This window comes from Planotetraspora mira (assembly GCF_016863275.1).
GTDB lineage: Bacteria > Actinomycetota > Actinomycetes > Streptosporangiales > Streptosporangiaceae > Planotetraspora > Planotetraspora mira.
Map to the genome: position 1 here is coordinate 142,155 of NZ_BOOO01000017.1, position 23,338 is coordinate 165,492.

Sequence of the window (23,338 nt, forward strand, 5' to 3'; positions counted from 1 at the left end):
CGGGACGTCGTCGCTGAGGGCCGTAGTGGCCCCGCCCGCGTTCGCGCGGGGCCGATCGGACCCGTCGGGACCAGGCCGACCAGTCAGCGGATGGGCAGGGTGCCCTCCACGTGTGGCAGCACCTCGGCGGCGATCAGTTCCAAGTGATCGAGGTCGGTCATGTCGATCAGGCGCAGGTGCACCCGGGTGGTGCCGATCGCGGCGAATTCGCCGATCCGCTCGACGAGTTGTGCGGGTGAACCGATCACCGGGTCCTCCGGAGGCAGCGCGCTCGGCACGTGCAGAGGAGCGGCCCGGCGCCGGGCTTCGGCGTCGTCGCGTCCGATCGCGACGACGATGCCCGCGGAGAGCGTCACCGGCGCGCGGCCGGTCTCGACCCTGCCGGTGCGCTCACTGGCCTCGATCACACGCTCATAGGCCTCGGCGGTCTCCCCCACGCTCTTGAACGGCATGTTGAACTCGTCGGCGTAACGAGCGGCCAACTCCGGGGTGCGCTTCGGCCCCCGGCCGCCGACGATGATCGGCGGGCCGGGCACCTGCGCCGGCTTGGGCAGCGCCGGTGCGTCGACCAGCCGGTAGTGGTCGCCCTCAAAGGTGAACCGCCCTCCGGGCGGGGTCGCCCACAGCCCGCTCACGATGGCGAGTTGCTCCTCCAGGCGATCGAAGCGTTCGCCGAGCCGGGGAAACGGGATGCCGAGCGAGGTGTGCTCCCGCTCGTACCAGCCCGCGCCGATGCCCAACTCGACCCGGCCGCCGCTCATCTGATCCACCTGCGCGACGATCACCGCCAGCGGCCCGGGCAGCCGGAAGGTCGCCGAGGCGACCAGCGTGCCGAGCCGGATCCGGGAGGTCTCCCTGGCCAGTCCGGCCAACGTCACCCAGGCGTCCGTCGGGCCGGGCTCACCGCCGTCCGGCCCCATCGACTGGTAGTGGTCGGCGCGGAGGAAGCCCTCAAATCCGCCGTCCTCGGCCAGCCGGGCCATCCGCAACTGGTCGTCGTAAGTGGCGCCACGGTGGGGTTCGGTGAAGACACACACGCGCATGCTCATCGTCCTTTTTCCCCGGCCGCCGCCGGAGCGTCGCGCTCCATCAGAAGTTCGTGCAGGTCCGCGCTGCATCGGGCGACCTGTTCCAGGTGCGCGTTCCGTCCAAGGCTGCGTGGCCGAGGGATGTCGACGTCGACCACCTTGCGGATCCGGCCCGGTCGCGGGCTGAGCACCACCACCCGGTCGGCCAGAAGCACCGCCTCGTCGATGGAGTGGGTGACGAAGACGATGGTGGCCGCGCCCTCCGTGTGGATGCGTTGCAGTTCCACCGACAACTCTTCACGGGTGAGCGCGTCCAGTGCGGAGAACGGCTCATCCATCAGCATCACCCGGGGACCGCCGATCAGCGATCGGCAGAGCGAGACCCGCTGCTGCATGCCACCGGACAATTCATGCGGCAGGCGCTTGTCGAAGCCGCCCAGGCCGACCATGTCCAGCAGTTCCCGGGCCCGTTCGCGATGCGCGGCGCGCCGCCAGCCGAAGATCTCCACCGGCAGCAGCACGTTGTCGATCACCGACCGCCAGGGCAGCAGCGCGGGCCGCTGGAACACCATCGCGATGTCGCGCCGGGCCTTGGTCACCCGCTCGCCCGCGACGGTGATCTCGCCTTCTGTGACGGGCAGTAGACCGGCGATCAGCCGCAGAAGCGTGGATTTCCCGCATCCAGATCGGCCGACGATCGCGACGAACTCCCCCTCCGCCACATCCAGGTCGATGCCGCGCAGTGCCTCCACTTCTCCAGAGCGTCCGGTGAAGGTGCGGGAAACACCGGCTAGTCGGATCATCGGGCAGGTTTCCCCTCCAGCGACGGCGGTTCACTCTCGTGAAATTATCCGAATTGCCCGGTAATGGCAGCTCGGGACACATAATGCCAGTTTCATAGTCAACTCGCATCTGACACGAGCCGACACACCCATGATGATTTTTACGTACGCTGTCCGCGAGGCTCCCTCCACGGCCTCGCCCCTGGACCCGTCCCGTTCGAACCCCCTCCGGCTGGGCGAACCCCGCCGGTCGAAGAGAAACGGTGTTTATGAGAAGGCTCACCCGTACGGCTGCCGTCGCGCTCACGGCCGGCCTGTTCGTCGCCGTAGCCGGTTGCGGAAATTCGGGCAATTCAGACAACGCTGCATCAAGTAATGGTGTCGGTAAAAATCTGGAGAAAGTGACCTACCTGACTTCATTCGGCAATTTCGGTCGTGACGCGTACGCCTGGGTCGCGAAGGAAAAGGGTTTCTTCGCCGAGGCCGGGTTCGAAGTGGACATCAAGCCCGGGGGCGGCACCGGCGACAACATCACGAAGGTCGAGGCCGGCGCGGCCATGTTCACCCCGCTCGACCTCACCGGCGTCCTGCTGGCCCGCGGCAACGGCGGGGCCAAGGACGTCGTGGCGGTGGCCGGCATCCAGCAGAACACCATGGCCGCGATCATCAGCCTCGAGGGCAACCAGATCACCACTCCGAAGGATCTGGAGGGCAAGACGCTCGCCGACAGCCCCAGCTCGGTGGTGCGCAACCTGTTCCCCACGTACGCGAAGCTGGCAGGCGTCGACGCGACGAAGGTCACGTGGGTCAACGGCCAGCCGGCCAACCTGATCGGCCTGCTGGCGAGCGGGAAGGCGGCCGGCATCGGCCAGTTCGTCGTGGGCAAGCCGACCGTGGAATCCGTCGCCAAGGGCAAGAAGGCGGTGGTGCTGCCGTACAGCGACGTGATGAGCGACCTCTACGGCAACGTGCTGGTCACCTCGGCGAAGATCGCCAAGGAGAACCCGGACATGGTCAAGCGCTTCACGGCTGCACTGATCAAGGGGCTCGTCTACAGCATCGACAACCCCAAGGAGTCGGGCGAGATCCTGCAGAAGAACGTCCCGGCCAGCGCGGCCGGACCGGCGGCCGCCGAGCTGGAGCTCATGGCCACGTTCGTCAGGCCGTCGGGCGCCACGATCGGCGCGATCGACGCCGACCGGGTCGCCGGCAGCATCAAGACCCTGCAGGACGCCGGCGCGATCCCAGCCGGTCTGACCCCTGACCAGCTCATCGACTCCAGCCTGACCCCGGCGGCCTGAGCATTCCCCCGACAGGTGCACCCACCGCGGGTGCACCTGTGACGGCATCCGTTGAACGGCCGCGACAGCAGACAGAAGGCGTGAGATGACCGAGGTGAGCGAGGCTCGGCCCCAGGTGCGCCAGGCGCCCCGCCGGCGCCGGCCCGGTGGCGGTGTGGCGTACACGGCGATGTGGCCGGTCCTCGGGGTGATCGTGGCGATCATCGGCTGGTGGCTCGTCACCGCCGCCTTCCGCCTTGTCCATCCGGCCGTGCTGCCGCCGCCGCAGGAGGTGCTGACCGCGTTCGAGGCGCGACCGGGGGAGCTGCTCGACGGACTCGGCGCGACCACGCTGGCGACGGTGATCGGCTTCCTGCTCTCCATGGCCGCGGGGATCCTGATCGGGATCGCGCTGGCCGCCTCTCGGACGATCGAGCGAATGTTCTCGCCGCTGCTGGTGGCGGTCAACGCGGTGCCGAAGATCGCGCTCGGGCCGTTGTTGGTCGTCTCGCTCGGCTGGGGGCAGCGGCCGATCCTGACCATGGTGATCCTGCTCAGCTTCTTTCCGATCGTGCTCTCCACCTCGACCGGGCTGACCACCACCCCCACCGACCTCGCGGAGCTCGCCAGATCTCTGGACGCGTCACGCTGGCAGGCGTTCCGCAAGGTACGGCTGCCGGCAGCGCTGCCGCAGATCTTCGTCGGCCTGAAGGTCGCCATGCCGCTGGCCGCGATCGGCGCGGTGATCGGCGAGTTCCAGGCCGGTGAGGGCGGGCTGGGCTACCAGATCGTGCAGTACAGCGGGATGGGCGACAGCGCCACAGCGTGGGCGGCGATCATCCTGGTCGGGACGATGAGCATCGTCCTCTATTTCGCCCTGGTGCTGGTGGAGCGGCTGGCGTTGCCGTGGGTGCGCGAAACCACGTCGGCCCGGTGAAAGCCCGCGGCCAAGCCGTTCAGACGCCCTTCCGAATGATGTTCCGTTCCTGTCCCGAGGCGTTCGTCATCGCCTGATGACCATTGGTGCACCCAGCTGTCAGCGCTGCACCCCTCACAGGAGACAGGCCCGCCATGACCGGAATTGGTCGTCGACGTTTCCTCCAGCTCGCGGGCGGCACCGCCGCCTTCTCGCTGCTTCCCCAGACCATCGCCCGTGCCGCCGCCATCGCGCCCGCCGTACGAACCGGAACCCTGCAGGACGTCGAGCACATCGTCGTCCTGATGCAGGAGAACCGATCCTTCGACCACTACTTCGGCACGCTCCGCGGCGTGCGGGGCTTCGGCGACCCCCGCCCGGTCGTGCTGCCCAGCGGCAAGCCGGTCTGGTACCAGTCCAACGGCACGAAGGACGTGCTGCCGTTCCATCCGACCGCATCCAACATGGGCATGCAGTTCCTGCAGGACCTCAACCACGACTGGAACGGCGGCCACAAGGCCTGGAACCAGGGCAAGTACGACCAGTGGGTTCCCGCCAAGACGGCCACGACCATGGCCTACCTCACGCGGGCCGACATCCCGTTCCACTACGCCCTGGCCGACGCCTTCACCATCTGCGACGCCTACCACTGCTCCTTCATCGGGGCCACGGATCCCAACCGCTACTACATGTGGACCGGGTACACCGGCAACGACGGCGTCGGCGGCGGTCCGGTGCTCGGCAACGACGAGGCCGGCTACGGCTGGACGACCTACCCCGAACGACTCCAGCAGGCCGGCGTCTCCTGGAAGATCTACCAGGACGTCGGCGACGGCCTGAACGCCGCCGGATCCTGGGGTTGGACCAGCGACCCCTACATCGGCAACTACGGCGACAACTCGCTGCTGTACTTCACCAAATACCGCAACGCCCGGCCGGGCGACCCGCTCTACGACAGGGCCCGGACGGGAACCCAGGTCAAGGCCGGCGGCGGGCTCTTCGACATCCTCAGGTCCGACGTCCTCAACGGCACGCTCCCGCAGGTGTCCTGGATCGCCGCGCCCGAGGCGTACACCGAGCACCCGAACTGGCCCGTGAACTACGGCGCCTGGTACATCGCCCAGGTGCTGGCCGCGCTGACCGCCGACCCCGACGTGTGGAGCAAGACCGCCCTGCTCATCACCTACGACGAGAACGACGGCTTCTTCGATCACGTCGTCCCGCCCTACGCGCCGGGTTCCGCCGCGCAGGGGCTGTCGACCGCGGACGTCACCAAGGAGCTGTACACGAAGGCGGGCAGTTATGTGGCCGGGCCGTACGGCCTGGGCCAGCGCGTCCCGATGATCGTCGTGTCGCCGTGGAGCAAGGGCGGCTGGGCCTGCTCCCAGACCTTCGACCACACCTCGATCATCCAGTTCATCGAGAAGCGGTTCGGCGTGCACGAGCCGAACATCTCACCCTGGCGGCGGGCCGTCTGCGGCGACCTCACCAGCGCCTTCGACTTCGCGCAGACGGACGCCTCCCAGACGCCGCTGCCCGACACCTCCGGCTACGCCCCGCCGGACCGCAAGCGGCACGCCGACTACGTCCCCACACCGCCGGCAACTCCCGTCCTGCCCAAGCAGGAGGCCGGGCTACGCCACACCCGGCCCCTGCCGTACGACCTGAAGGCCGACGGCAGGACCGACACCGCCGGCGGGACCTTCGCGGTCGACTTCGCCAGCCGGGGCGCGGCGGGCGCGACGTTCTACGTGACCTCGGCCAACGGGCTCGGCGGCCCCTGGACCTACACCGTGGAGGCGGGCAAGACCCTGACCGGCACCTGGACTCCGCCCAAGAAGAACCAGGGCGCCTACGACCTGTCGGCCTTCGGGCCCAACGGCTTCCTGCGTACATTCACCGGGCGCATTCCGGCGAAGGGCACGAACCCGGCGGCCCCTGAAGTCGCCGTCGGCTACGACGCCGCCCTCGGCAACGTCACGCTGACCCTCACCAACCGCGGGGGCGCCTCCTGCAGGGTCACCGTCACCGACGCGTACGGCGGCGCCGCCCCGGCGGCGTACCAGTTGGCGCCCAATGCCACCGTGGTGCACTCCGTGGTCCTGGGCGGCAGCTACGGCTGGTACGACCTGAAGGTCACATCCGACGCCGACTCCACCTTCGTGCGCCGCGTCGCCGGGCACGTGGAGACCGGCAGGCCCAGCATGAGCGACCCCAGGACCGTCACCGTCTGAGCGTCCCTCCCCCTCGGATGCCCGCACCCACTGTCACCCGCGGGCATCCGTCAAGGGCGAGCGCCGGCCGTTCGGCGCAGTCCGTAGACGGCCGCGCCCACGGCCAGCACCGCGGCCCCGGAGATGACCGAGGAGACCGGCAGAGCGAAGGCCAGGGCCAGGCAGCCGGCCAAACCGAGCGCGGGCACAATCCGCGGCGGCCGGCCCTCGGCCGGGGTGAGGGTCCAGGCGCTGGTGTTGGCGATGGCGTAGTACACCAGCACCCCGAAGGAGGAGAAACCGATCGCGCCACGCACGTCCACAGTCGCCGCAAGCACGGCGACGACGCCGCCGACAGCGAGCTCGGCGCGGTGAGGCACCTTGAACCGCGGATGGACGGCGGCCAGGGCATGCGGCAGATGCCGGTCGCGGGCCATGGCCAAGGTCGTGCGTGACACCCCGAGGATGAGCGCCAGCAGTGAGCCGAGCGCGGCCACCGCCGCCCCGGCGCGCACCACCGGCACCAGGCCGGGCAGCCCGGCGGCGCGGACCGCGTCGGCGAGCGGCGCCGTCGCCTCGCTCAGCCCGGTCCCGCCCAGTACGGCCAGTGCCGCGATCGCGACCGCCGCGTAGACGGCCAGCGTGATTCCCAGGGCGAGCGGGATCGCGCGCGGAATGACGCGGGCCGGGTCGCGGACCTCCTCGCCGAGGGTGGCGATGCGGGCATATCCCGCGAAGGCGAAGAACAACAGGCCTGCCGCCTGCAACACCCCGCCGAAGGTGACATCCCCTCCGATGGCCAGGCGCGCGGCGTCCGCCTCACCGGAGCCGAGGCCGCCGATCACCACCGCGGCGAGCACGACCAGGACCACCGCGACGATCACCCGGGTGAGCAGGGCGGACTTCCGCATCCCGGCGTAGTCGACCGCGGTCAGCGCCACCACCGCGGCCACCGCGACCGCGTGGGCCTGGCCGGGCCAGACGTACGAGCCGACGGTGAGCGCCATGGCGGCGCAGGAGGCGGTCTTCCCGACCACGAACGCCCACCCGGCCAGGTAGCCCCAGAAGTCCCCCAGCCGCTCACGACCATAGAGGTAGGTGCCGCCGGAAGCCGGATACCGGGCGGCCAGCCGGGCGGAGGAGGTCGCGTTGCAGTAGGCGACCACGGCGGCGAGGGCCAGACCGAGCAGCAGCCCCGACCCGGCGGCCTGCACCGCCGGCGCGAGGGCGGCGAAGATCCCGGCTCCGATCATCGCCCCCAGTCCGATCACCACGGCATCGGTCAGACCCAGGCGACGTTCCAGCGCGGAGTGGATCGGCGTCCCAGCCATTGGCCAACCCCTCCACCGGTGCAAAGCGTCTCCGACAGTTGGCGACGATACTCAAGGTGCGTGCGCGGGAACGCGGTCACCCCGGGCCGAGGAGGGTTCGAGAGGGGCGAGCCGCGACCGGCCGTTCCCTACCGGATGCGGTGTCTCCTCTGGGCGATGGCAGTGGTAGAACGGCCCCATGTCCCAGGAAAGCCCGTCGGCAGAACAGGGCGGCGTCAGACGTCTGTTGCGTTCGTTGCCGGTCTTCGACTTCGAACTGCCCGAGTTCCTCCCCGAAACCGCGCCCGGCGATCCGGTCTCGTTGTTCGTCGAATGGCTGACCTCGGCGATCGAGGGCGGGGTGCCCGAACCCCACGTGATGACGCTCTCCACGGCCGACGAGAACGGACGGCCGTCGGCGCGTGCGCTGATCTGCAAGGACGTCGACACGTCCGGAAACTGGTACTTCGCCTCCAGCGCGTCCAGCCGCAAAGGACGCGAACTGGAGGCCAACCCGCATGCGGCGCTGACGTTCTACTGGCCGCGACAGGGCCGGCAGATCCGCGTCCGCGGAGCCGTCACACCGACCGGCGCCGAACGAAGCGCGGCCGATTTCCTCGCACGCTCGCCCGGCGCCCGGGCCGAGGCGCTCAGCAGTCGTCAGTCGCAGGTCCTCCACGATCCCGCCGAGGCCGAGGCGGCTCTCCAGAAGGCTCTGACCAGGATCGCGGCCGACCCGGACCTGGTCTCCACCGACTGGACGCTCTACGCCCTGGCCGCGGCGGAAGTCGAATTCTGGCAGGCCGACGAGCAGCGTCGTCACACCCGGCTGCGTTACGAGCGCAGCGACGGAGGCTGGACCCGCCACCGGCTCTGGCCGTAGGAGCGCTGCGAGGAGCCGCCACCACCGCCGGGGCAGCGATCCCCTTCGGCCGCTGAACACATCGGCCTGGGCAGGACCTTCAGATCTCCACGGATTCCCCGACCGGAATCCGCGCGTAGTCGGTCCCGCTCTTGAACTCCATCCAGGAGTCGAAGTAATCCTGGCCCAGGTCGTTCAGGGTGGCGTCGTGGATCGGGAACGCCCGCATCGGCTTCACCGCTCGCACGAAGTCCAGCGCCTCAGCGAGCTTGAGCCAGGGGGCCGCGGCCGGCACGAGCAGCGTCGCCACCGGCGACGGCGGGACGAACAGCGAATCGCCGGGGTGGTAGACGTCGCCGTCGACGATGAACCCGACGTTGGCACAGCCGGGCAGGCCGTCATAGATCTCGGCATGCGCCCCGCCCACGACGTCGATGACGAACCCCGCCGCGGTGAAGCGCCGCCCCACCTCGACGGCGATCGCCGCGCCGCCCAGCTCGGGCGCCTTCTCGACGGCCGATGGCGGCATGTGGACCCGGAGCGCGGAGTTGCGTTCGCTTGCCGCCAGGAGCTTTTCCACGTCGACATGGTCGGGATGCTCATGGGTCACCAGCACCTCATCGACCCCGTCGAGGGCTTCGGCCTCGGAGAACGTGCCCGGGTCGATGACGAGCACCCGGCCGTCGACCTCCAGGCGCACGCAGGCGTGGCCATATTTGATCAAACGCATGCGCCCACTATTTCAGGAAATGTCAGCCCACTCCGCTTGCCGACTCGTCATTCGGGTGCGGCGGCCGCACCTCAGTGACCGCGCGCGATCCACTCCTCCAGGTGAGGAGCCTCGGCGCCGATGGTGGTCGGCTCGCCGTGGCCGGTACGGACGCGCGTCTCCGGCGGCAGGGCCAGGAGGCGGTCGCGGATCGAGTCGATGATGGTGGGGAAGTCGGAGAACGACCTGCCGGTGGCTCCGGGTCCGCCCTGGAACAGGGTGTCGCCGGTGAAAACGGTGCCGTGCTCGTCGAGGTCGGGCGCGTACAGGCAGACGGCGCCGGGGGCGTGGCCGGGAGTGTGCAGCACGGTGAGCCGGGTGCCGGCCACCGTCAGCACCTGACCGTCGGCGAGTTCACCGTCGGGCAGTCGCTCCGCGTGGGTCTGCTTCCACAGCGGCAGGTCGCCGGGGTGCAGGAGTATGGGAGCACCCGTACGGCCGGCCAGGGCGGGAGCGGCGTCGATGTGGTCGTTGTGCGCGTGCGTGCACACGATCGCGCGGAGGGTGCGCCCGCCGAGCGCGTCAGCGATGGCGTCCGCGTCGTGGGCGGCGTCGATGACGATCGCCTCGGTGTCGTCGCCGACGATCCAGACGTTGTTCTCGACGTCCCAGTTGCCTCCGTCGAGCGAAAACACGCCCGAGGTGACCAGGTGCTCGATACGGGCGGCCATCACTCACTTCTCCTCGTGCTCAGGTTGAGCTGCGTACGGCTCCTGATCATATGAGCCCGGAACCCGGCTCCCGACCTCACGACCTCATGACGGGCGACGCGTGCCCGGTCAGGTCGTGACGACGCCGTCGACATAGACCCAGGCGCCCTCGTGCCGCGCGAACCGGCTCTGCTCGCGCAGCTCACCGGGCTCCCCGCGGTGGGCGTAACCGGCGCGGAAGGTGACGGTGCCGGTGGTGTGGAAGGGGCTCCCCCCGGAGACGTCCTCGATCTCGAGCCCGGTCCACCGCATGCCCCGCTCGAACTCGACGCGGGCCGGCCGGGTGGTGGGGTGCCAGGTCCGCATGAGGTAGGCCTCGTCCTCGACCGCGAACGCGGCGTACCGCGAGCGCATGAGCGCCTCCGCCGACGGCGCGGGCTGCCCGGCGTGGAACCGGCCGCAGCACTCGCCGTACGAGGCGGGCAGGCCGCAGGGGCAGGGCCCGGCGGCGCGCGGCGATGGGCGACGGGGGCGGGATGTGCCGTTCACCCTGCGAGGCTATCCGGTTCCCGGCCCCTCCCCCTCGATGCCGATCTTCGAGTGACGAAGACGTCATCACGAGCACCGAGTCCGCGCCGGGAGGAGCGTCCTCACTCGTCGGTGAAGCGCTGGTCCTGCCGGTCGAGGTGGCGCTGGAGGCGGCGGTGCGTCTCCTGCCCGACCTCGCCTGCGGCGTACATGCGAGACAGCGCGTCGCTCTGCACGGCGAGCACGTCGCGGCGTATCTGGCTGTAGGCGCCGGTCAGGTCCTCGGACTCCTGGTCGAGATCCATCTGGGTCTGAACGGACCGCCGGACGTGTGCCAGCACAGCCGGAGAGGCGGCCTCGAGGTCCTCGAGTTGTTCGATGTAACCGGCTGCGATCTCGGTGAGCCGCCGCCGGGCCCTGACGTACTCGGCGCGGGAGTGGCCGGGGCTGACCGCGAGGCCCGAGAGCCTGACCAGCGGTGCGAGGGTGAACCCCTGCGCGACCAGGGACACGACGATGACGCCGGTCGCCAGGACCATGAGCAGACTGCGATGAGGCAGGGGCAGTCCGGAGGCGGTGGTCAGCGGGATGGACAGGGCGGCGGCGAGCGGCACCACGCCGCGGGCACCCGCCCAGGAGACGACCGCCGGCACCTGCCAGGACGGGCGGAGGCGTCCTCCTGTGCGCCATTGCCGGAGCGCCGACAGGGGGAACATCCAGGCCACCCGGACGACGACCAGCGTGAGCGCGATCGCGAGGACGGCGGGAACCCAGGATCGCTCGGCCGCCGAGAGCTCGCGGATCTGGCCGGGCAACTGGAGACCGATGAGGCTGAAGACGACGCTCTCCAACAGGAAGATCAACGTTCCGTACACGGCGGTCAGCTGGAGCCGGATGCCGGGGTTGGTCAGCTCGTGCTGCCTGATGCCGAGGATCACGGCCGCCACGATCACGGCGGTCACCCCTGAGGCGCGAACGGCCTCGGCCAGCACGTAGGCCAGGTAGGGGACGACGAGGGCGATCACGCTCTCCAGGACCGGGTCCTCGGTGCGGCGCCGCACCCACGAGACGCCGACGGCGACCACTCCCCCGACCAGCACGCCGCCGCCGGCCAGCCGGGCGAAGTCGAGGGTGACGCCGGTCCAGCCCACCGCGCCGCCGGCCACCGCGGCCGCGACGGCGATCCGGAACAGGATGAGGCTGGTGGCGTCGTTGAACAGGCTTTCCGCTTGAACAAGGGTCTGCAGGCGGGGTGGCAGCGCGAGTCTGCGGCCCAGCGCGGTGACGGCGACCGGGTCGGTGCTCGCCAGCACCGCCCCCAGCACGAATCCCAGTGCCGGCGACAGGGGCGTCAGCATCGTGGTGACGAACCCCACCGCGGCGGCGGAGACCAGAACGAGCCCGACGGCGAGCAGGGTGACCGGCCGCCACAGCCGTTTGAGTTCGCGCCAGGAGAGCTCCTCCCCCGCCGCGTACAGCAGCGGAGGCAGCACGACCAGGCTCACGATCTCCGGCGTGACGTGAACCTGCTCGGCGATGGGGAGAAGCCCGACGACCACGCCCGCGACGACGAGCAATGACGGGGCCGGCACGCTGATGCGATCGGCGAACGTGGCCACGACAGTGGCCGCCGCGACCAGGAAAAGCACGATCTGCACGCCATGCACCGAATCTCCTTGGAAGCCTCGTTGCCGACCAGACTTCCCGGCGCACCTGGCACCAAGGTACAGGAATCAGGCAAAGCCGCACGTCCGACGGACTTGTGGCAGTCTGAGTCGGTGGCTTCGATCACGTTCGTTCGGCGGCCGTCTGTTCATCGGCCGGTCCCGTCCTCATGAGCCGTCCCGTCATCTCCGAGATCCCGACCGGTCCCGTGCCCGTCCCCGGCGCCGTCTCGGCGCTCGCCCGAGGCGACACCGTCACTCCGGTGTGGCGCAACGAACTCGGCGGCCTGACGTTCCGCCTCGGCGGCGGGCGTGACGGCACCCGGTACGTCAAGTGGATCGCCGCGGGCACCCCGGAGATCGACCTCCCCGGCGAGGCCGAGCGTCTGGCCTGGGCACGACGATGGGCGACCGTCCCGCGAATCATCGAGCAGGGCGCGGACGCCGACGGGACGTGGCTGGTCACGGCGGCGGTGCCCGGCCGCTCGGCGGTGGATCCTCACTGGACCGCCGACCCGGCGGCCGCCGCGGCCGCGATCGGCCGAGGGCTGCGCCTGCTCCACGACGCCCTGCCCGTGGACCGGTGCCCGTTCGACTGGAGCGTCGCCCGACGGCTCGCACGCGCCGACGAACGCATCGCCGGCGGCGAGGGACCCGCCGACCGGCACCGGCACCTCGATCTCGCGGAGGCCCGGGCGCGCATCGGCGAACCGCCCGCCGTCGACCGCCTCGTCGTCTGCCACGGGGACGCGTGCGCCCCCAACACCCTGCTGAACGACGACGGGACGTTCGCCGCGCACGTCGACCTCGGTTCGCTCGGGGTTGCCGACCGGTGGGCCGACCTCGCGGTCGCGGCGTGGAGCACGGAGTGGAACTACGGCCCGGGATACGACGGCATCGTCTACGACGCGTACGGGATCGCCCCGGACCGGGACCGCATCGCCTACTACCGCCTGCTCTGGGACATGGCCTGACCGACTCTTCCGGAACGGGCGGCTTCTCCGCCTCGACCAAGGGCCTGAACGAGCGTGTACTACTTTTTTGCCCCGATTTGATGCGAAGGTTTCTAACCTTTCCGGTATGAGGACCGCTCTTGGTGAGTTCCTCCGCGCCCGGCGCCAACTCATGACCCCTGATCAGGTTGGGCTGGCGGAGGCCGGTGATCGCCGCAGGACGCCGGGCCTCCGTCGCGACGAGGTGGCCATGCTGGCCGGCGTCAGCACCGACTATTACGTCAGGCTGGAACAGGGCAGGGACCGCCACCCGTCCGAGCACGTGCTCGACGCCCTCGCGAGCGTCCTGCGACTCGATCTCGAAGCCAGCGCGCACCTGTTCGAGCTCGCACGGCCCCGGAACAAGCCCATAGCCTCCGAACAGGCGGATCGCGTCAACCCGGACGTGTTGCGGCTCATCGATCGGTGTGACCACGCGGCCGCGTTCGTGGTGAATCGCTGGTGGGACGTGCTGGCCGCCAATCCGCTGACGTCCGCCTTCTACGCGGGGATGGACGGCAGCGACAACCTGATACGGCTGACGTTCCTCAACCCCGCGGCACGCGAGTTCTACCGCGACTGGGAGCAGGAGGCCCGGGCCAAGGTGGCCCACCTGCGCGCGGTGGCGGGCGCACACGACGACCCGTCCCTGGTCGCGTTGGTCGAAGAACTCTCGCGCGCGAGCGAGGAATTCCGCCGGATATGGGCTCGCCACGACGTCCAGGCCAAGACCAGCCCGTCCATCCGCTTCCGTCATCGTGTGGTCGGTGAGATGACCCTGCACTACCAGGTGTTCGACATCACGGGCGATCCCGGTCAGAAACTCATCGTCGGCCAGGCCGCGCCCGGCAGCCCGTCCGAGCGCGCCCTGGCCAAGCTGCGCACGCTCATCGATGACCGCCCTATGACGCGGACGCCCCGCCTGCCCGCCGACGGTTGAGCCGTGCGGGTGGGCGGGGCAGTGCCGTCAGGCGTTCCACGCCTCCGCGAACTCCGCCAGGTTGATGCGCCCGTCCTCGTCATCGTCGGTGTGCTTGAAGATGGAGTCGAGGTCGTCGCCGCTGACCTCCTCGCGGCGGGCGTTCATGGCGAGCTTGAACTCCGCCGCGGTGATGTATCCGTCCTCGTCGCCGTCGAACTCGGCGAACGTCCGGGTGATCTCGTCGTCGGCCATATTTCGTCCTCCTGATGATGCCGTTGATCTCAGGACAGCATGAAACCAGACATGAACTGAACTTGTGGGACAACACCCGTTTCAGGAGCCCGAGCGTGCGAGACCGAGCAACAGGCCGTCCGCGGACACGGCCGGGCTGGTCGTAAGGAACAGCGGCGTACCCGCCTCGGGCGCCCGCACCTCGGCGAACACCTCGCCCCAGACGTCGCTCATGGTTCCGAGCAGTCCACCGGCCGGCACCGACTCCCCCGTCGTCACAGCGGGCTGCCACCAGCCGGCCCGGTCGGTGCGCAGCCAGTGCCAGCCCTCATGCCGCTGGGCCTCACGCGCGGGCCACGGATCACCGTCGAGCACGCCGACGGACCTGGCGATGTTGCCCAGCCCCGCCACGTGCCTGTCGATCGCGGCGCGGTCGAGCAGGCCGTTCTGACCGGACTCGGCGATGATCGCCGGGATGCCGGCGTCCGCAGCGGCCGCGCAACTGCTGCCGGCCACCGTCCGTGCCACAGCGGCCTGGCGGACGATGTGCCCGGCGCCGTAGGCCACGGCGAGATCGAGCGACGCCGACTCGACCGGAGACTCCTCGAAGATCGTGAACGGCTCGAGCGCCTCGGGCACGTCACCGGCGTGCAGGTCGACCACGTAGTCGGCGCCGGCCATGAACGAGGTGAACAGATGGTGGGCGAGCACCTCGGTGAACGTCCCGTCGGGGTCACCGGGGAAGTGCCGGTTCAGGTTCTTGCCGTCGGCCGGGACGACGAACGGCGTCCTGGCCCAGAACGCCGGCACGTTGGCCACCGGAACGGCGATGATCCGCCCGGAGACGGTGTCCACATCGAGATCCCGTACGAACTCACGGACGGCCGCGATCGAGGCGTACTCGGCTCCGTGCACGCCGGAGAGGACCGTGAGCAGGGGCCCGTCCCCGCGGCCTCGGATGTCGAAGTACGGGATGTCGAGACCGTCAGGACCGAGTTCGGGGATGCTCAGCGTCCGCCGCGTGATCATCGGGTCGCCGTCCCCGGCAACGCCTCCGCGAGGAAGTCGCGCATCGTCTGCTGGAACAGTTCGGCCTCCTCGATCTGCGGTGAGTGGCCGGACTTCTCGAAGACGACCAGCTTCGAGTTCGGGATGAGCGAGGCGATCGTCTCCGCCGACGACACCGGGGTCACCCAGTCCGTACGGCCCACCGTGACCAGGGTGGGGCAGGTGACGGACGGAAGCTGGGGCTTGACGTCGTAGATCGGGGCGTTGTGCTGGAAGCACCAGTTGTGCGCCTCATGACGGTAGATGCCGGCCTCCACCCGCGCCGCGGCGGCCACCGGGTCGTACTCGAAGTCGTACAGCGGGATCAGCTCGGCCCAGCAGGCCTTCAGATCCTCGTCGTCGCGGATGTTGCCGCTCCAGTACCGCTCGTAGTTCTCCCAGTTGAGTTCCACCCGGGTCTGCTTGCGGGCGTTCTCGGTGGCGACCTCGAGGTTGGTGCGGTCCGGCGAGGTGTCTCTGAGGATCATCGCGCTCACCCGATCGGGGTAGGCGATGGCGTACTCCATGGCGATGAAACCGCCGTAGGAGCCGCCCGCGATCACGATCTTCTCGGCGCCGGCCCACTCGCGCAGGGCGTCGACGTCCGCGGCCCACTGCGCGTGGGAGTAAGGCGGCACGGCCTCGCTCAGGCCGCAGCCGCGGGCGTCGAACACCACCACGCGGAAGATGTCGGCGAGCGGGCCGAACGTCGACTTCGGCTCGGCCAGCGAGCCGATGCCGCCACCGCCGTGGTGGGCGATCAGCACGGGCGCGCCCTCCCGGCCGAGGACCTCGACGTTGAGCTGCGCTCCATTGATCTCGACGAACACGTGCACTCCTAGCTGAAGGGAAGTCCGGAGAAGCAGGGGACGGAAGTCTGAAAGAGCAGGGTCAGGCGGGGACGGCGTCGATCCAGTCGGTGACGATCTGTTCGAGCACCCCGAGCGGGACCGCGCCGTTGCCGAGCACCGTCCCGTGGAAGGCGCGGACGTCGAACCGGGATCCGAGCCGGTCCTGCGCCACGCCGCGCAGGCGGCGGATCTCCCGCCGGCCGATCATGTAGGCGAGCGCCTGGCCGGGCCACGCGATGTAGCGGTCGATCTCGTTGCGCACGTTGGCCTGGGTGGTCGCGGTGTTGTCCCACATGAACTGCATGGCCTGCTGCCGTGACCAGCCCAGATGATGCATGCCGGTGTCGACGACCAACCGGCAGGCCCGCAGCGCGTCGAACGAGAGCATCCCCAGCCGGGACAGGTCCGAGGTGTACAGCCCCATCTCATCGGCCAGCCGCTCGCTGTACAGGCCCCAGCCCTCGACGTAGCCGCACACCTCGGCGTCCAGGAAGCGCCGGTACTCCGGAAGCTCGGTCAGCGTCTGCGCCGAGGCGATCTGCAGGTGGTGCCCGGGCGTGCTCTCGTGGAAGGCCAGCGCCTCGTACTCGTAGACGAAGCGCTCCTGCGGGTCGGCCGTGAGCACGCAGTGGGCTCCGGGCCGGGATCCGTCACCGGCGGGCGGCCGGTAGTACGCCAGCGCCGCGTTGCCCGCCTCGATCGGGTTGATCTCCTCGATGACGCAGTCGGCGATGTCGTAGGCGGGGAACCAGTCGCCGCGGGCCTCCTCCGCGCGCCGCAGCGCGTCGGTGACGGTCTCGACGATCTGACCGGCGTCGCCGAACCGAAGCGACCGGTCCTCCCGCAACCGCGCCATGACCTCCCGCACGTCACCGGTGCCGAGCACCCGGCCGCCCAGCTCGGACCATTCCGGGCGCAGGTCCGCGAGGCAGTCCAGGCCGATCTGGTGGATCTCCTCCGGGGTCAGGTCGGTGGTGGTGTGCCGCCGCACCGCGGCGCGGTAGCCCTCCTCGCCACCGGGGACGAACCGGACGCCGACCCGGTCGTCGGGCCGGGCGACCGGCAGCAGTTCGTCCCGCAGGCCGTCGAGCAGCCGGCGCAGCGCGGGACGGACGGACCCGTCGACGATCTCGGCCGCGCGGGCCCTGATCCGGTCTTCGTCCACGCCGGCCGGCAGCCGGGGGCTGAGCAGGGTGTCGTCGGTCAGGCTCAGCGCGAGGTGGCCGGTGAGCTGGTCGATGGCCTGGCCGACGCCGACACGGGTGGGGATCCGGCCGTCCGCCTTGGCCTCCCGGTAACGGTCGAGTACCGCGTCGAGGAAAGGCGGCAGGGCGGACAGCCGCTGGATGTACTGCTCGGTGGCCTCGGCGTCTTTCAGCGGCGCCTCGGGGACCGCCATGAACATCATCCCCTGGGGCGCGGAGTACCCGTCCGCCGACGCTCCCGTCTCCCACAGGGCGTGTTCGAGGTCCGACCGCGCGGCCCAGGAGAGGCGGCCGAGCACCGCGTGGTTGACCCGGTCGGCGGGGTTCAGGGTCTCGGGATCGATCTCCTCCAACCGCCGTTCGAGGTCGGCGAACTTCGCGGCGTCGGCGCTCGATCCGGCGCGGCTGACGTCGGGCACCAGGCCGTCGAAGCCGGAGACGCCGAGCAGCGTCGCGCTGAACGGGTCGGCCGTGTGCTTGATCTGGAAGAACTCCGCACTCAGCTGCGAGAGCTGGGCGTTCGGCTCGGCTGCGACCTCTTTGTCGGCCACCGCTGGTCCTCTTTCCTGTCGATTTCCCTATCGACTTCCCTGTCGACGGGATGGCTGATCCGGCGTCGCGCGGCCGAGACGGGAGGCGGCGCGTACGCCTGGGGGTGCCACGGGCGACTCGCCCGCGGAGCGGATCCGGGCTAGGCCCAGATCTGCTTGAGCGCTCTGAGGATGTTGCCGCCCAGCACCGCGGTGATCTCGCTGTCGGAGAAGCCCTCACGCACCAGCAGGCCGCAGATGTTGGCGAAGTTCTCGGTCGGGTTCTCCAGGCCGTCCACGTACTCCACCTTTTCGAACGAGGGACCCCCGGGGGCCGCGGCCCCCACTTTGAGCAGGTGCCCGAAGACGGTGTGGAGACCGACGTGGTCGCCGTACAGGGTGTCGGGCCCGAACGCGACGTGCTCGATGCCGACCAGATCCAGGCAGTACCGGAAGTGGTCCATCACCGACAGGATGCTGTGCCGCGGATGGGCGTGGGACAGCGTCGTGTGCGGAGCCGCGGACATGCCGATCACTCCGCCGGTCTCGGCCACGGCGCGCAGGACGTCGTCCGGCTTCATCCGCGGCGTGTCCCACACCGCGCGCGCTCCGGCGTGCGTCATGAAGACGGGCCGCTCGCTGACCGCGCACGTGTCGAGGCCGGTGCGGTCGGAGGAGTGCGAGATGTCGATCGCGAGGCCGAGCCGGTTCATCCGGGCGACCGCCCGCCTGCCGAAGTCGGTCAGCCCGCCGTCGGTGGTCTCGTTCAGGCCGCTGCCGAGCGCGTTGGCGTCGGAGTACGCGATGCCGATCTGGCGGAGACCGAGACCGTAGAGGACGTCGAGCCGGTCGATCTCGTTCTCGATCGGTGTGGCCGCCTCCAGGCCGAACACCAGTCCCACCTTGCCTGTCCGGTGGGCGTGGTCGATGTCGGCCAGGGTCCTGACCACGATGACGTCGTCCTGATGGGCGATGTCGGCCTGCCGCATGCCCAGATCGGTGATGATGTCCAGCCACCGCCACGGCGCGTTGCCGGTGACGCAGGCGGTGCCGTCCATCATGTTGTCGAACACCACGGTCATGCCGGAGGCGGCGAGCCCGGCGAACGCCGTGTGCTGGCGGCCGGTGCGGTTGTACTCCGGGGTCTGACGCATGTCGGCGGGGAACCGCACCGGATGGTCGTGCAGGCTGATCACGATGGTGTCGCGCAGCAGCCGCTCCGCCCGCGACCGGTCCTCCGCGCCGAGCCCGTCGGCGTACGGCGGAACGCGGCCGAACTCCGGGGCCAGGTCGAAGACGGGGAGGTCGACGCCCGGGGTGAGATAACCGTAGGACCGGTACGGCTCCCCGGTCATCGCGCGGGCCCGTCGTGCCGGACCACCGGAGCCAGCCGGTGGGGTCCGTCGGCGAGCAGCCGCCACAGGTGTTCCCAGGCGCGCATGCCCTCGCGCAGCCGGGAGACGCGCATGAACTCGTTCGGCGCGTGCAGGTTCTCGTCCGCCGTTGAGAAGGAGAAGAAGAGCGTCTTGGCGCCCAGCACCTCCTCGAACAGCGCCGTGGCGGGCAGGGTCCCGGCGATGACCGCCAGCAGGACGTCCTGGCCGGGGTAGACGTGCTCGAGCGCCGCGCCCGCGGCCCGGATCGCCGGGTGGTCGGCCGGGATCGTGTACGCGGGCACCCCGCCCTCGTCGGCGTGGACCGCGACGCGGACGCCGGTGAGCTTGTGCGCGAGCACGTGGTCGGTGATCGCCTGCAGCACCCGCTCCGGGCGTTGTCCCGGTACCAGCCGGCAGGAGATGTGGCCGGTCGCGATGTGCGGGATGACCGTGTACTTGCCGCCGGCCCTGATCCCGTTGATCTCGAGGGTGGGACGCTCCCACAGCCGTTCCAGCGTGCTGTAGCCGGCCTCGCCGAAGACGTTGTCCAGGCCGAGGTCCTCCCGGTAGCGGTCCTCGTCGAAGGGCACCGCCGCGATGGCGGCACGGCGCTCGTCGCTCAGCTCGGGTATCCCGTCGTAGAAGCCGTCGACCGCGACCCGTCCTTCGGGGGTGTGCAGCCCGGCCAGGATCTCGCTCAGGGCGTGCACGGGGTTGGCGACCGTGCCGCCGAACCGCCCGGAGTGCAGGTCGCCGTCCGCGCCGGTGACCTCGATGTCCAGGGTGACCAGGCCCTTGGAGGCGATCGACAGGGACGGTTCGCTCGGGCGCCACATGGCTCCGTCGGCGGAGATCACCAGGTCGGCCGCGAGCTCGTCCGCGTGCTCCCGCAGATAGGCGGGAAGGTGGGGGCTGCCGATCTCCTCCTCTCCCTCGAAGAGGAACTTGATGTTCAGCGGCAGCGCCCCCTCCTGCTCGAGGAACGCCTGCGCCACCTTGAGCACGATGAACACCGGGCCCTTGTCGTCGGTGACTCCGCGTCCGCGGATCACGTCGCCGTCGACGGTGAGCTCGAACGGAGGGGTACGCCACTCGGCGAGGTCGCCGGTCGGCTGCACGTCGTAGTGGCCGTAGACCAGGATCGTGGGGGCGCCCGGCGCGCCGAGCCAGTCGCCCCGCACCACCGGGTGACCCGCCGTCGCGACGACGCGGCCGTCCGCGAAGGACAGCTGGGCCGCGAGCCACTCCGCGGCGGCCCGCATGGTCTCCTCCGTCGCGTCCCGGCTCACGCTGGGCACCGCGACGTAGCCGGCGAGTTCTTCGAGGTATTCGGCGTCGGTCGGGTTAAAAGAGAGCATGTCCGCCATCAATCGAGAGGGTCTGGCCGGTGATCCAGGACGAGGACTCGGAGACGAAGAACCGGACACCGTGCGCGATGTCCTCCGGCGCCCCGAGCTTGCGCACCGCGATGCCTTCGACGAGCGCGGCCTGTCCCTGCTCGCCGTAGCTCTCCCACTGCTTGATGGTGGTGGGGTTGGACAGGACGAATCCCGGCGCGATGCAGTTGACCGTGATGCCGAACGGGCCCAGCTCGTGCGCCATCTGGCGGGTGAAGCCGATCTGGCCGGCCTTCGAGCTGGCGTACGCCTGGATGCCGGTCAGGCTGACGCTGCGGCCCGCGCCGGACGAGATGTTGACGATCCGGCCGAAGCCCCGCCGCTTCATTCCCGGCGCCACCGCCCTGGTGCACAGAAAGGTGCTGGTCAGGTTGGCCGCGACCACGGCGGACCAGTCCTCGTCGGTGATCTCCTCGATCGGGTGGTGAACCTGGCCGACGACCCCGCCCGCGTTGTTGACCAGGATGTCGACGTCACCGATCTCGGCGAAGTAGGCGCGGACCGCGGACGAATCGGTCACGTCCACCGTGTCCTTGTCGACGCCGTGCACCCGGGCCCCGTCCGCTTCGAGCGCGGCCGCGATGGCCGACCCGATCCCGTGCGCCGTGCCGGTGACGACGGCGATCCTGCCGTTGCCTGTTGTCACTGGTCGAGCCATCCCTTCTCGAGCAGTTCGCGGACCTCGGCCACACCGGCGTCCCAGACGATCTGCATGTCCTCGTCGCTGCGCTGATAAGCCCCGCCCAGGCTTCCGTCGGGCGAGAGCGCCTTCATCTCCTGCGCGGTCGCGTTGTTCGCCACCGACCTCGGCAGCACCGGCGCGCCGCCGGTGGGGATCTCGGCTCCGGCGACCCTCGTCCAGGCGAAGTTCTCCAGCCAGGAACCGTGGTACTGGTCCTCGTCGAACCGGGTGGCGGCCTCAGCCGTCTTCGGCGCGTTGTACCAGCTGTGGAACACGACCTGCACGCGGTGCTCCCGCGGCAGGCTGATCCATTCGCGGATGAGGCCGGCGACTGGCGCGTTGCCCCCGTGGCCGTTGACCACCGCGATCCGCCGGAACCCCTGGGAGGCCAGGCAGTCCAGCAGGTCGCGCATCACCTCGATGTAGGTGCTGATCCGCAGGCTCATGCTGCCCGGATACTCCGTGAAGTACGGCGCCATGCCGAACGGCAGGACCGGCAGGACCGGCACGCCGAGCGGCTCCGCCGCCTCCACCGACACCCGCTCGGCCAGGAGCGCGTCCGTCCCGAGCGAGAGGTACCCGTGCTGCTCGGTCGAGCCGACGGGAAGCACGATGCGATCGTCGTGCTGAAGGTAGTCGGCGATCTGCATCCAGTTGCTGTCGAAGACCCGCACTGGTCTTCACGCTCCGTTCTGCCGGTTCACGCGCCGTCCGGATGAACGGTTCGCGAAGTGAAACCCAAGTCGACGTTCAGGATGGTCATCTGTAAGGCGATCCGAGCCAATACTAACCATTCGTCACTTAATTACCAGTCCGCACCCCTTGGGTGCATCCGCCCCCTCAACCACCACCATGCGGCGACCGTCCTCCACGACGGCGACAGGAGGGCGTTCCGCGTTGTGGCGTTCCCCATACGGGCGACTTCGGTAGGAAGTACGCTTTGAGCACTTGCGGCCAGGTAGCCTTCCCGCCATGCCCCCTCGACGCCGCGTCGCCGCACCCAATGCCTCGACAGCTCCGCTGCGCGATCTGACCGACGTGCCCGTGCAGTCGCCGCCGGTCCCGCTCGACGACGTGGACCGGCAGATACTCGTGCTGCTGAGCAAGGACTCCCGGCGCTCCCAGCGGGCGCTGGCCCGTGAGCTCGGGATGTCCGCCCCCGCGGTCGGCGAACGCATCGCGCGTCTGGAACGCCTCGGCGTGATCCGCGGATACGGCGTCCGCCTGGACTGGAGCGCCGCGGGCTTCCCGATGACGGTGTACCTGACGATCACGGCCGTCCAGGGCTACCAGCAGAGGGAACTCGTCGCGAAGCTCGCCCTCATCCCGGAACTGGAGGGGCTCGACATCGTCACGGGCGCCATCGACATGCTCGCCCGGCTCCGGGTACGTGATCACCTGCACCTGCGGCAACTGCTGATGGATCACATCTGGCAGATCGAAGGCGTGCAGCGGACCGAGACGATGCTGAGCCTCGTGGAGATCGCGCCGAAGAACCTGGTGGCCGAGTTGTTGTCGGGCCCACCCGGCTGACCCGGCCGGAAGGTCCGGCCGGGCCGGCCCGTCACGGCCGGAAGGCCGGGCCGGGCCGTCGCGGCCGGCGGTCATCCGCCGGTCATCGGTCCATGCGCGGGTCCGAAGCCTCGCCGGTAGACCATCACCGTCCGGTTGAAGGTGATGACGACCGTCCCCTCCTGGTTGGTGCCCGTGGTCCGCACGGTGACGATGCCGACCTCCGGTCTGGAGCGCGACTCCCGGAGCGCGAGCACCTCGGACGACGAGTAGACCGTGTCGCCCTCGAACAAGGGGTTCGGCAGTCGCACCTCGTCCCAGCCCAGGTTCGCCATCACGTTGTAGGAGACGTCGTTGACGGACTGCCCGGTCACGAGCGCGATGGTGAAGGCCGAGTTCACGAGTGGCCGGCCGAACTCGGTCTGCGCGGCGTAATGCGCGTCGAAGTGCACTCGAGCGGTGTTCTGGGTGAGCAGGGTGAACCAGACGTTGTCCGCCTGCGTGACCGTGCGCCCCAGGCCATGCTGGTACACGTCGCCGACCTCGAAGTCCTCGAAGTAGCGGCCCTGCCATCCGGTGCGTACGGTCATG

At 69.9% G+C, this 23,338-nt stretch carries 24 protein-coding genes; 8 read left to right on the plus strand and 16 right to left on the minus strand.

Annotation, left to right across the window (positions count from 1 at the left end):
- Positions 1-83: 83 nt before the first annotated feature.
- On the minus strand, positions 84-1,043 hold the full coding sequence (locus Pmi06nite_RS17275) for an LLM class F420-dependent oxidoreductase (protein ID WP_203954035.1): 960 nt from the start codon (positions 1,041-1,043) through the stop codon (positions 84-86).
- A gap of 2 nt (positions 1,044-1,045) precedes the next feature.
- Positions 1,046-1,831, minus strand: a complete 786-nt coding sequence (locus Pmi06nite_RS17280) for an ABC transporter ATP-binding protein (protein ID WP_203954036.1) — start codon at positions 1,829-1,831, stop codon at positions 1,046-1,048.
- 380 nt (positions 1,832-2,211) lie between these two features.
- Here Pmi06nite_RS17280 and Pmi06nite_RS17285 point away from each other — a divergent pair, with 380 nt between their 5' ends.
- The 3 genes from Pmi06nite_RS17285 to Pmi06nite_RS17295 all read left to right on the plus strand — a co-directional run bounded on the left by Pmi06nite_RS17285 (position 2,212) and on the right by Pmi06nite_RS17295 (position 6,240).
- On the plus strand, positions 2,212-3,111 hold the full coding sequence (locus Pmi06nite_RS17285; protein ID WP_203954037.1) for an ABC transporter substrate-binding protein: 900 nt from the start codon (positions 2,212-2,214) through the stop codon (positions 3,109-3,111).
- Positions 3,112-3,196: 85 nt separating this feature from the next.
- Entirely contained in the window at positions 3,197-4,027 is an 831-nt protein-coding gene (locus tag Pmi06nite_RS17290; protein WP_203954038.1) for an ABC transporter permease, read from the plus strand.
- A gap of 134 nt (positions 4,028-4,161) precedes the next feature.
- A complete protein-coding gene (locus tag Pmi06nite_RS17295) occupies positions 4,162-6,240 on the plus strand; it encodes a phosphocholine-specific phospholipase C (protein ID WP_203954039.1) in 2,079 nt (692 codons plus the stop codon).
- A 50-nt stretch (positions 6,241-6,290) separates the two neighbouring features.
- On the opposite strand, the gene Pmi06nite_RS17300 is transcribed toward Pmi06nite_RS17295, so the two are convergent.
- Positions 6,291-7,550, minus strand: coding sequence for an APC family permease (locus Pmi06nite_RS17300; protein ID WP_203954040.1), 1,260 nt, complete (start codon positions 7,548-7,550; stop codon positions 6,291-6,293).
- A 178-nt stretch (positions 7,551-7,728) separates the two neighbouring features.
- Here Pmi06nite_RS17300 and Pmi06nite_RS17305 point away from each other — a divergent pair, with 178 nt between their 5' ends.
- Positions 7,729-8,412, plus strand: a complete 684-nt coding sequence (locus Pmi06nite_RS17305; protein ID WP_203954041.1) for a pyridoxine/pyridoxamine 5'-phosphate oxidase — start codon at positions 7,729-7,731, stop codon at positions 8,410-8,412.
- 79 nt (positions 8,413-8,491) lie between these two features.
- Here Pmi06nite_RS17305 and Pmi06nite_RS17310 read toward each other — a convergent pair whose 3' ends face one another.
- The 3 genes from Pmi06nite_RS17310 to Pmi06nite_RS17320 all read right to left on the minus strand — a co-directional run bounded on the left by Pmi06nite_RS17310 (position 8,492) and on the right by Pmi06nite_RS17320 (position 10,224).
- Positions 8,492-9,121: an MBL fold metallo-hydrolase gene (locus tag Pmi06nite_RS17310; RefSeq protein WP_203954042.1), complete on the minus strand. Its 630-nt coding sequence runs from the start codon at positions 9,119-9,121 to the stop codon at positions 8,492-8,494.
- A gap of 71 nt (positions 9,122-9,192) precedes the next feature.
- Positions 9,193-9,834 carry an MBL fold metallo-hydrolase gene (locus tag Pmi06nite_RS17315; protein ID WP_239113975.1) on the minus strand — a complete coding sequence of 214 codons (642 nt, stop codon included), beginning with the start codon at positions 9,832-9,834 and terminating at the stop codon, positions 9,193-9,195.
- 105 nt (positions 9,835-9,939) lie between these two features.
- On the minus strand, positions 9,940-10,224 hold the full coding sequence (locus Pmi06nite_RS17320) for a YchJ family protein (RefSeq protein WP_308442505.1): 285 nt from the start codon (positions 10,222-10,224) through the stop codon (positions 9,940-9,942).
- Between Pmi06nite_RS17320 and Pmi06nite_RS41935 the strand changes: the two genes are divergently transcribed.
- Entirely contained in the window at positions 10,223-10,414 is a 192-nt protein-coding gene (locus Pmi06nite_RS41935) for a hypothetical protein (RefSeq protein ID WP_239113992.1), read from the plus strand. The two genes, Pmi06nite_RS17320 and Pmi06nite_RS41935, sit on opposite strands and share 2 nt — an antisense overlap.
- 46 nt (positions 10,415-10,460) lie before the next feature.
- Here the strand turns inward: Pmi06nite_RS41935 and Pmi06nite_RS17325 are convergent, their stop codons facing one another.
- A complete protein-coding gene (locus tag Pmi06nite_RS17325) occupies positions 10,461-11,996 on the minus strand; it encodes a Na+/H+ antiporter (RefSeq protein ID WP_203954045.1) in 1,536 nt (511 codons plus the stop codon).
- Between the two features lie 176 nt (positions 11,997-12,172).
- Here Pmi06nite_RS17325 and Pmi06nite_RS17330 point away from each other — a divergent pair, with 176 nt between their 5' ends.
- Positions 12,173-12,976: an aminoglycoside 3'-phosphotransferase gene (locus tag Pmi06nite_RS17330; protein ID WP_203954046.1), complete on the plus strand. Its 804-nt coding sequence runs from the start codon at positions 12,173-12,175 to the stop codon at positions 12,974-12,976.
- A gap of 106 nt (positions 12,977-13,082) precedes the next feature.
- Positions 13,083-13,934: a helix-turn-helix domain-containing protein gene (locus Pmi06nite_RS17335; protein WP_203954047.1), complete on the plus strand. Its 852-nt coding sequence runs from the start codon at positions 13,083-13,085 to the stop codon at positions 13,932-13,934.
- A gap of 27 nt (positions 13,935-13,961) precedes the next feature.
- Here the strand turns inward: Pmi06nite_RS17335 and Pmi06nite_RS17340 are convergent, their stop codons facing one another.
- The 8 genes from Pmi06nite_RS17340 to Pmi06nite_RS17375 all read right to left on the minus strand — a co-directional run bounded on the left by Pmi06nite_RS17340 (position 13,962) and on the right by Pmi06nite_RS17375 (position 21,909).
- On the minus strand, positions 13,962-14,201 hold the full coding sequence (locus Pmi06nite_RS17340; RefSeq protein WP_275409579.1) for an EF-hand domain-containing protein: 240 nt from the start codon (positions 14,199-14,201) through the stop codon (positions 13,962-13,964).
- A gap of 48 nt (positions 14,202-14,249) precedes the next feature.
- Positions 14,250-15,176, minus strand: coding sequence for a succinylglutamate desuccinylase/aspartoacylase family protein (locus Pmi06nite_RS17345; protein ID WP_203954049.1), 927 nt, complete (start codon positions 15,174-15,176; stop codon positions 14,250-14,252).
- Positions 15,173-16,024, minus strand: coding sequence for an alpha/beta fold hydrolase (locus Pmi06nite_RS17350; protein WP_239113976.1), 852 nt, complete (start codon positions 16,022-16,024; stop codon positions 15,173-15,175). Before Pmi06nite_RS17350 ends, Pmi06nite_RS17345 begins: the two co-directional genes overlap by 4 nt.
- Positions 16,025-16,085: 61 nt before the next feature.
- Positions 16,086-17,801: a DUF885 domain-containing protein gene (locus tag Pmi06nite_RS17355; RefSeq protein WP_203954050.1), complete on the minus strand. Its 1,716-nt coding sequence runs from the start codon at positions 17,799-17,801 to the stop codon at positions 16,086-16,088.
- Between the two features lie 140 nt (positions 17,802-17,941).
- Entirely contained in the window at positions 17,942-19,135 is a 1,194-nt protein-coding gene (locus tag Pmi06nite_RS17360; RefSeq protein ID WP_203954051.1) for a dipeptidase, read from the minus strand.
- Positions 19,132-20,523 (minus strand): dipeptidase, encoded by a 1,392-nt coding sequence (locus Pmi06nite_RS17365; protein WP_203954052.1) that lies wholly within the window; start codon positions 20,521-20,523, stop codon positions 19,132-19,134. Before Pmi06nite_RS17365 ends, Pmi06nite_RS17360 begins: the two co-directional genes overlap by 4 nt.
- Positions 20,501-21,199, minus strand: coding sequence for an SDR family NAD(P)-dependent oxidoreductase (locus Pmi06nite_RS17370; protein ID WP_203954053.1), 699 nt, complete (start codon positions 21,197-21,199; stop codon positions 20,501-20,503). The genes Pmi06nite_RS17365 and Pmi06nite_RS17370 overlap by 23 nt, the downstream gene beginning before the upstream one ends.
- The gene (locus tag Pmi06nite_RS17375) at positions 21,196-21,909 is read right to left on the minus strand and encodes a creatininase family protein (protein ID WP_203954054.1); all 714 of its coding nucleotides are present in this window, start codon (positions 21,907-21,909) and stop codon (positions 21,196-21,198) included. Before Pmi06nite_RS17375 ends, Pmi06nite_RS17370 begins: the two co-directional genes overlap by 4 nt.
- Positions 21,910-22,207: 298 nt before the next feature.
- Here Pmi06nite_RS17375 and Pmi06nite_RS17380 point away from each other — a divergent pair, with 298 nt between their 5' ends.
- The gene (locus Pmi06nite_RS17380) at positions 22,208-22,768 is read left to right on the plus strand and encodes an Lrp/AsnC family transcriptional regulator (RefSeq protein WP_203954055.1); all 561 of its coding nucleotides are present in this window, start codon (positions 22,208-22,210) and stop codon (positions 22,766-22,768) included.
- Between the two features lie 71 nt (positions 22,769-22,839).
- Here the strand turns inward: Pmi06nite_RS17380 and Pmi06nite_RS17385 are convergent, their stop codons facing one another.
- Entirely contained in the window at positions 22,840-23,337 is a 498-nt protein-coding gene (locus tag Pmi06nite_RS17385; protein ID WP_203954056.1) for a MaoC family dehydratase, read from the minus strand.
- Position 23,338: the final 1 nt, after the last annotated feature.

Coding starts and splice junctions, on each gene's coding strand:
- Pmi06nite_RS17290 (WP_203954038.1), top strand. CDS start 3,197: ATGACCGAGGTGAGCGAGGCTCGGCCCCAGGTGCGCCAGGCGCCCCGC.
- Pmi06nite_RS17295 (WP_203954039.1), top strand. CDS start 4,162: ATGACCGGAATTGGTCGTCGACGTTTCCTCCAGCTCGCGGGCGGCACC.
- Pmi06nite_RS17310 (WP_203954042.1), bottom strand. CDS start 9,121: ATGCGTTTGATCAAATATGGCCACGCCTGCGTGCGCCTGGAGGTCGAC.
- Pmi06nite_RS17365 (WP_203954052.1), bottom strand. CDS start 20,523: ATGGCGGACATGCTCTCTTTTAACCCGACCGACGCCGAATACCTCGAA.
- Pmi06nite_RS17280 (WP_203954036.1), bottom strand. CDS start 1,831: ATGATCCGACTAGCCGGTGTTTCCCGCACCTTCACCGGACGCTCTGGA.
- Pmi06nite_RS17320 (WP_308442505.1), bottom strand. CDS start 10,224: ATGCGCTCGCGGTACGCCGCGTTCGCGGTCGAGGACGAGGCCTACCTC.
- Pmi06nite_RS17345 (WP_203954049.1), bottom strand. CDS start 15,176: ATGATCACGCGGCGGACGCTGAGCATCCCCGAACTCGGTCCTGACGGT.
- Pmi06nite_RS17275 (WP_203954035.1), bottom strand. CDS start 1,043: ATGCGCGTGTGTGTCTTCACCGAACCCCACCGTGGCGCCACTTACGAC.
- Pmi06nite_RS17385 (WP_203954056.1), bottom strand. CDS start 23,337: ATGACCGTACGCACCGGATGGCAGGGCCGCTACTTCGAGGACTTCGAG.
- Pmi06nite_RS17300 (WP_203954040.1), bottom strand. CDS start 7,550: ATGGCTGGGACGCCGATCCACTCCGCGCTGGAACGTCGCCTGGGTCTG.
- Pmi06nite_RS17360 (WP_203954051.1), bottom strand. CDS start 19,135: ATGACCGGGGAGCCGTACCGGTCCTACGGTTATCTCACCCCGGGCGTC.
- Pmi06nite_RS17335 (WP_203954047.1), top strand. CDS start 13,083: ATGAGGACCGCTCTTGGTGAGTTCCTCCGCGCCCGGCGCCAACTCATG.
- Pmi06nite_RS41935 (WP_239113992.1), top strand. CDS start 10,223: ATGAGCGCCTCCGCCGACGGCGCGGGCTGCCCGGCGTGGAACCGGCCG.
- Pmi06nite_RS17330 (WP_203954046.1), top strand. CDS start 12,173: ATGAGCCGTCCCGTCATCTCCGAGATCCCGACCGGTCCCGTGCCCGTC.
- Pmi06nite_RS17305 (WP_203954041.1), top strand. CDS start 7,729: ATGTCCCAGGAAAGCCCGTCGGCAGAACAGGGCGGCGTCAGACGTCTG.
- Pmi06nite_RS17380 (WP_203954055.1), top strand. CDS start 22,208: ATGCCCCCTCGACGCCGCGTCGCCGCACCCAATGCCTCGACAGCTCCG.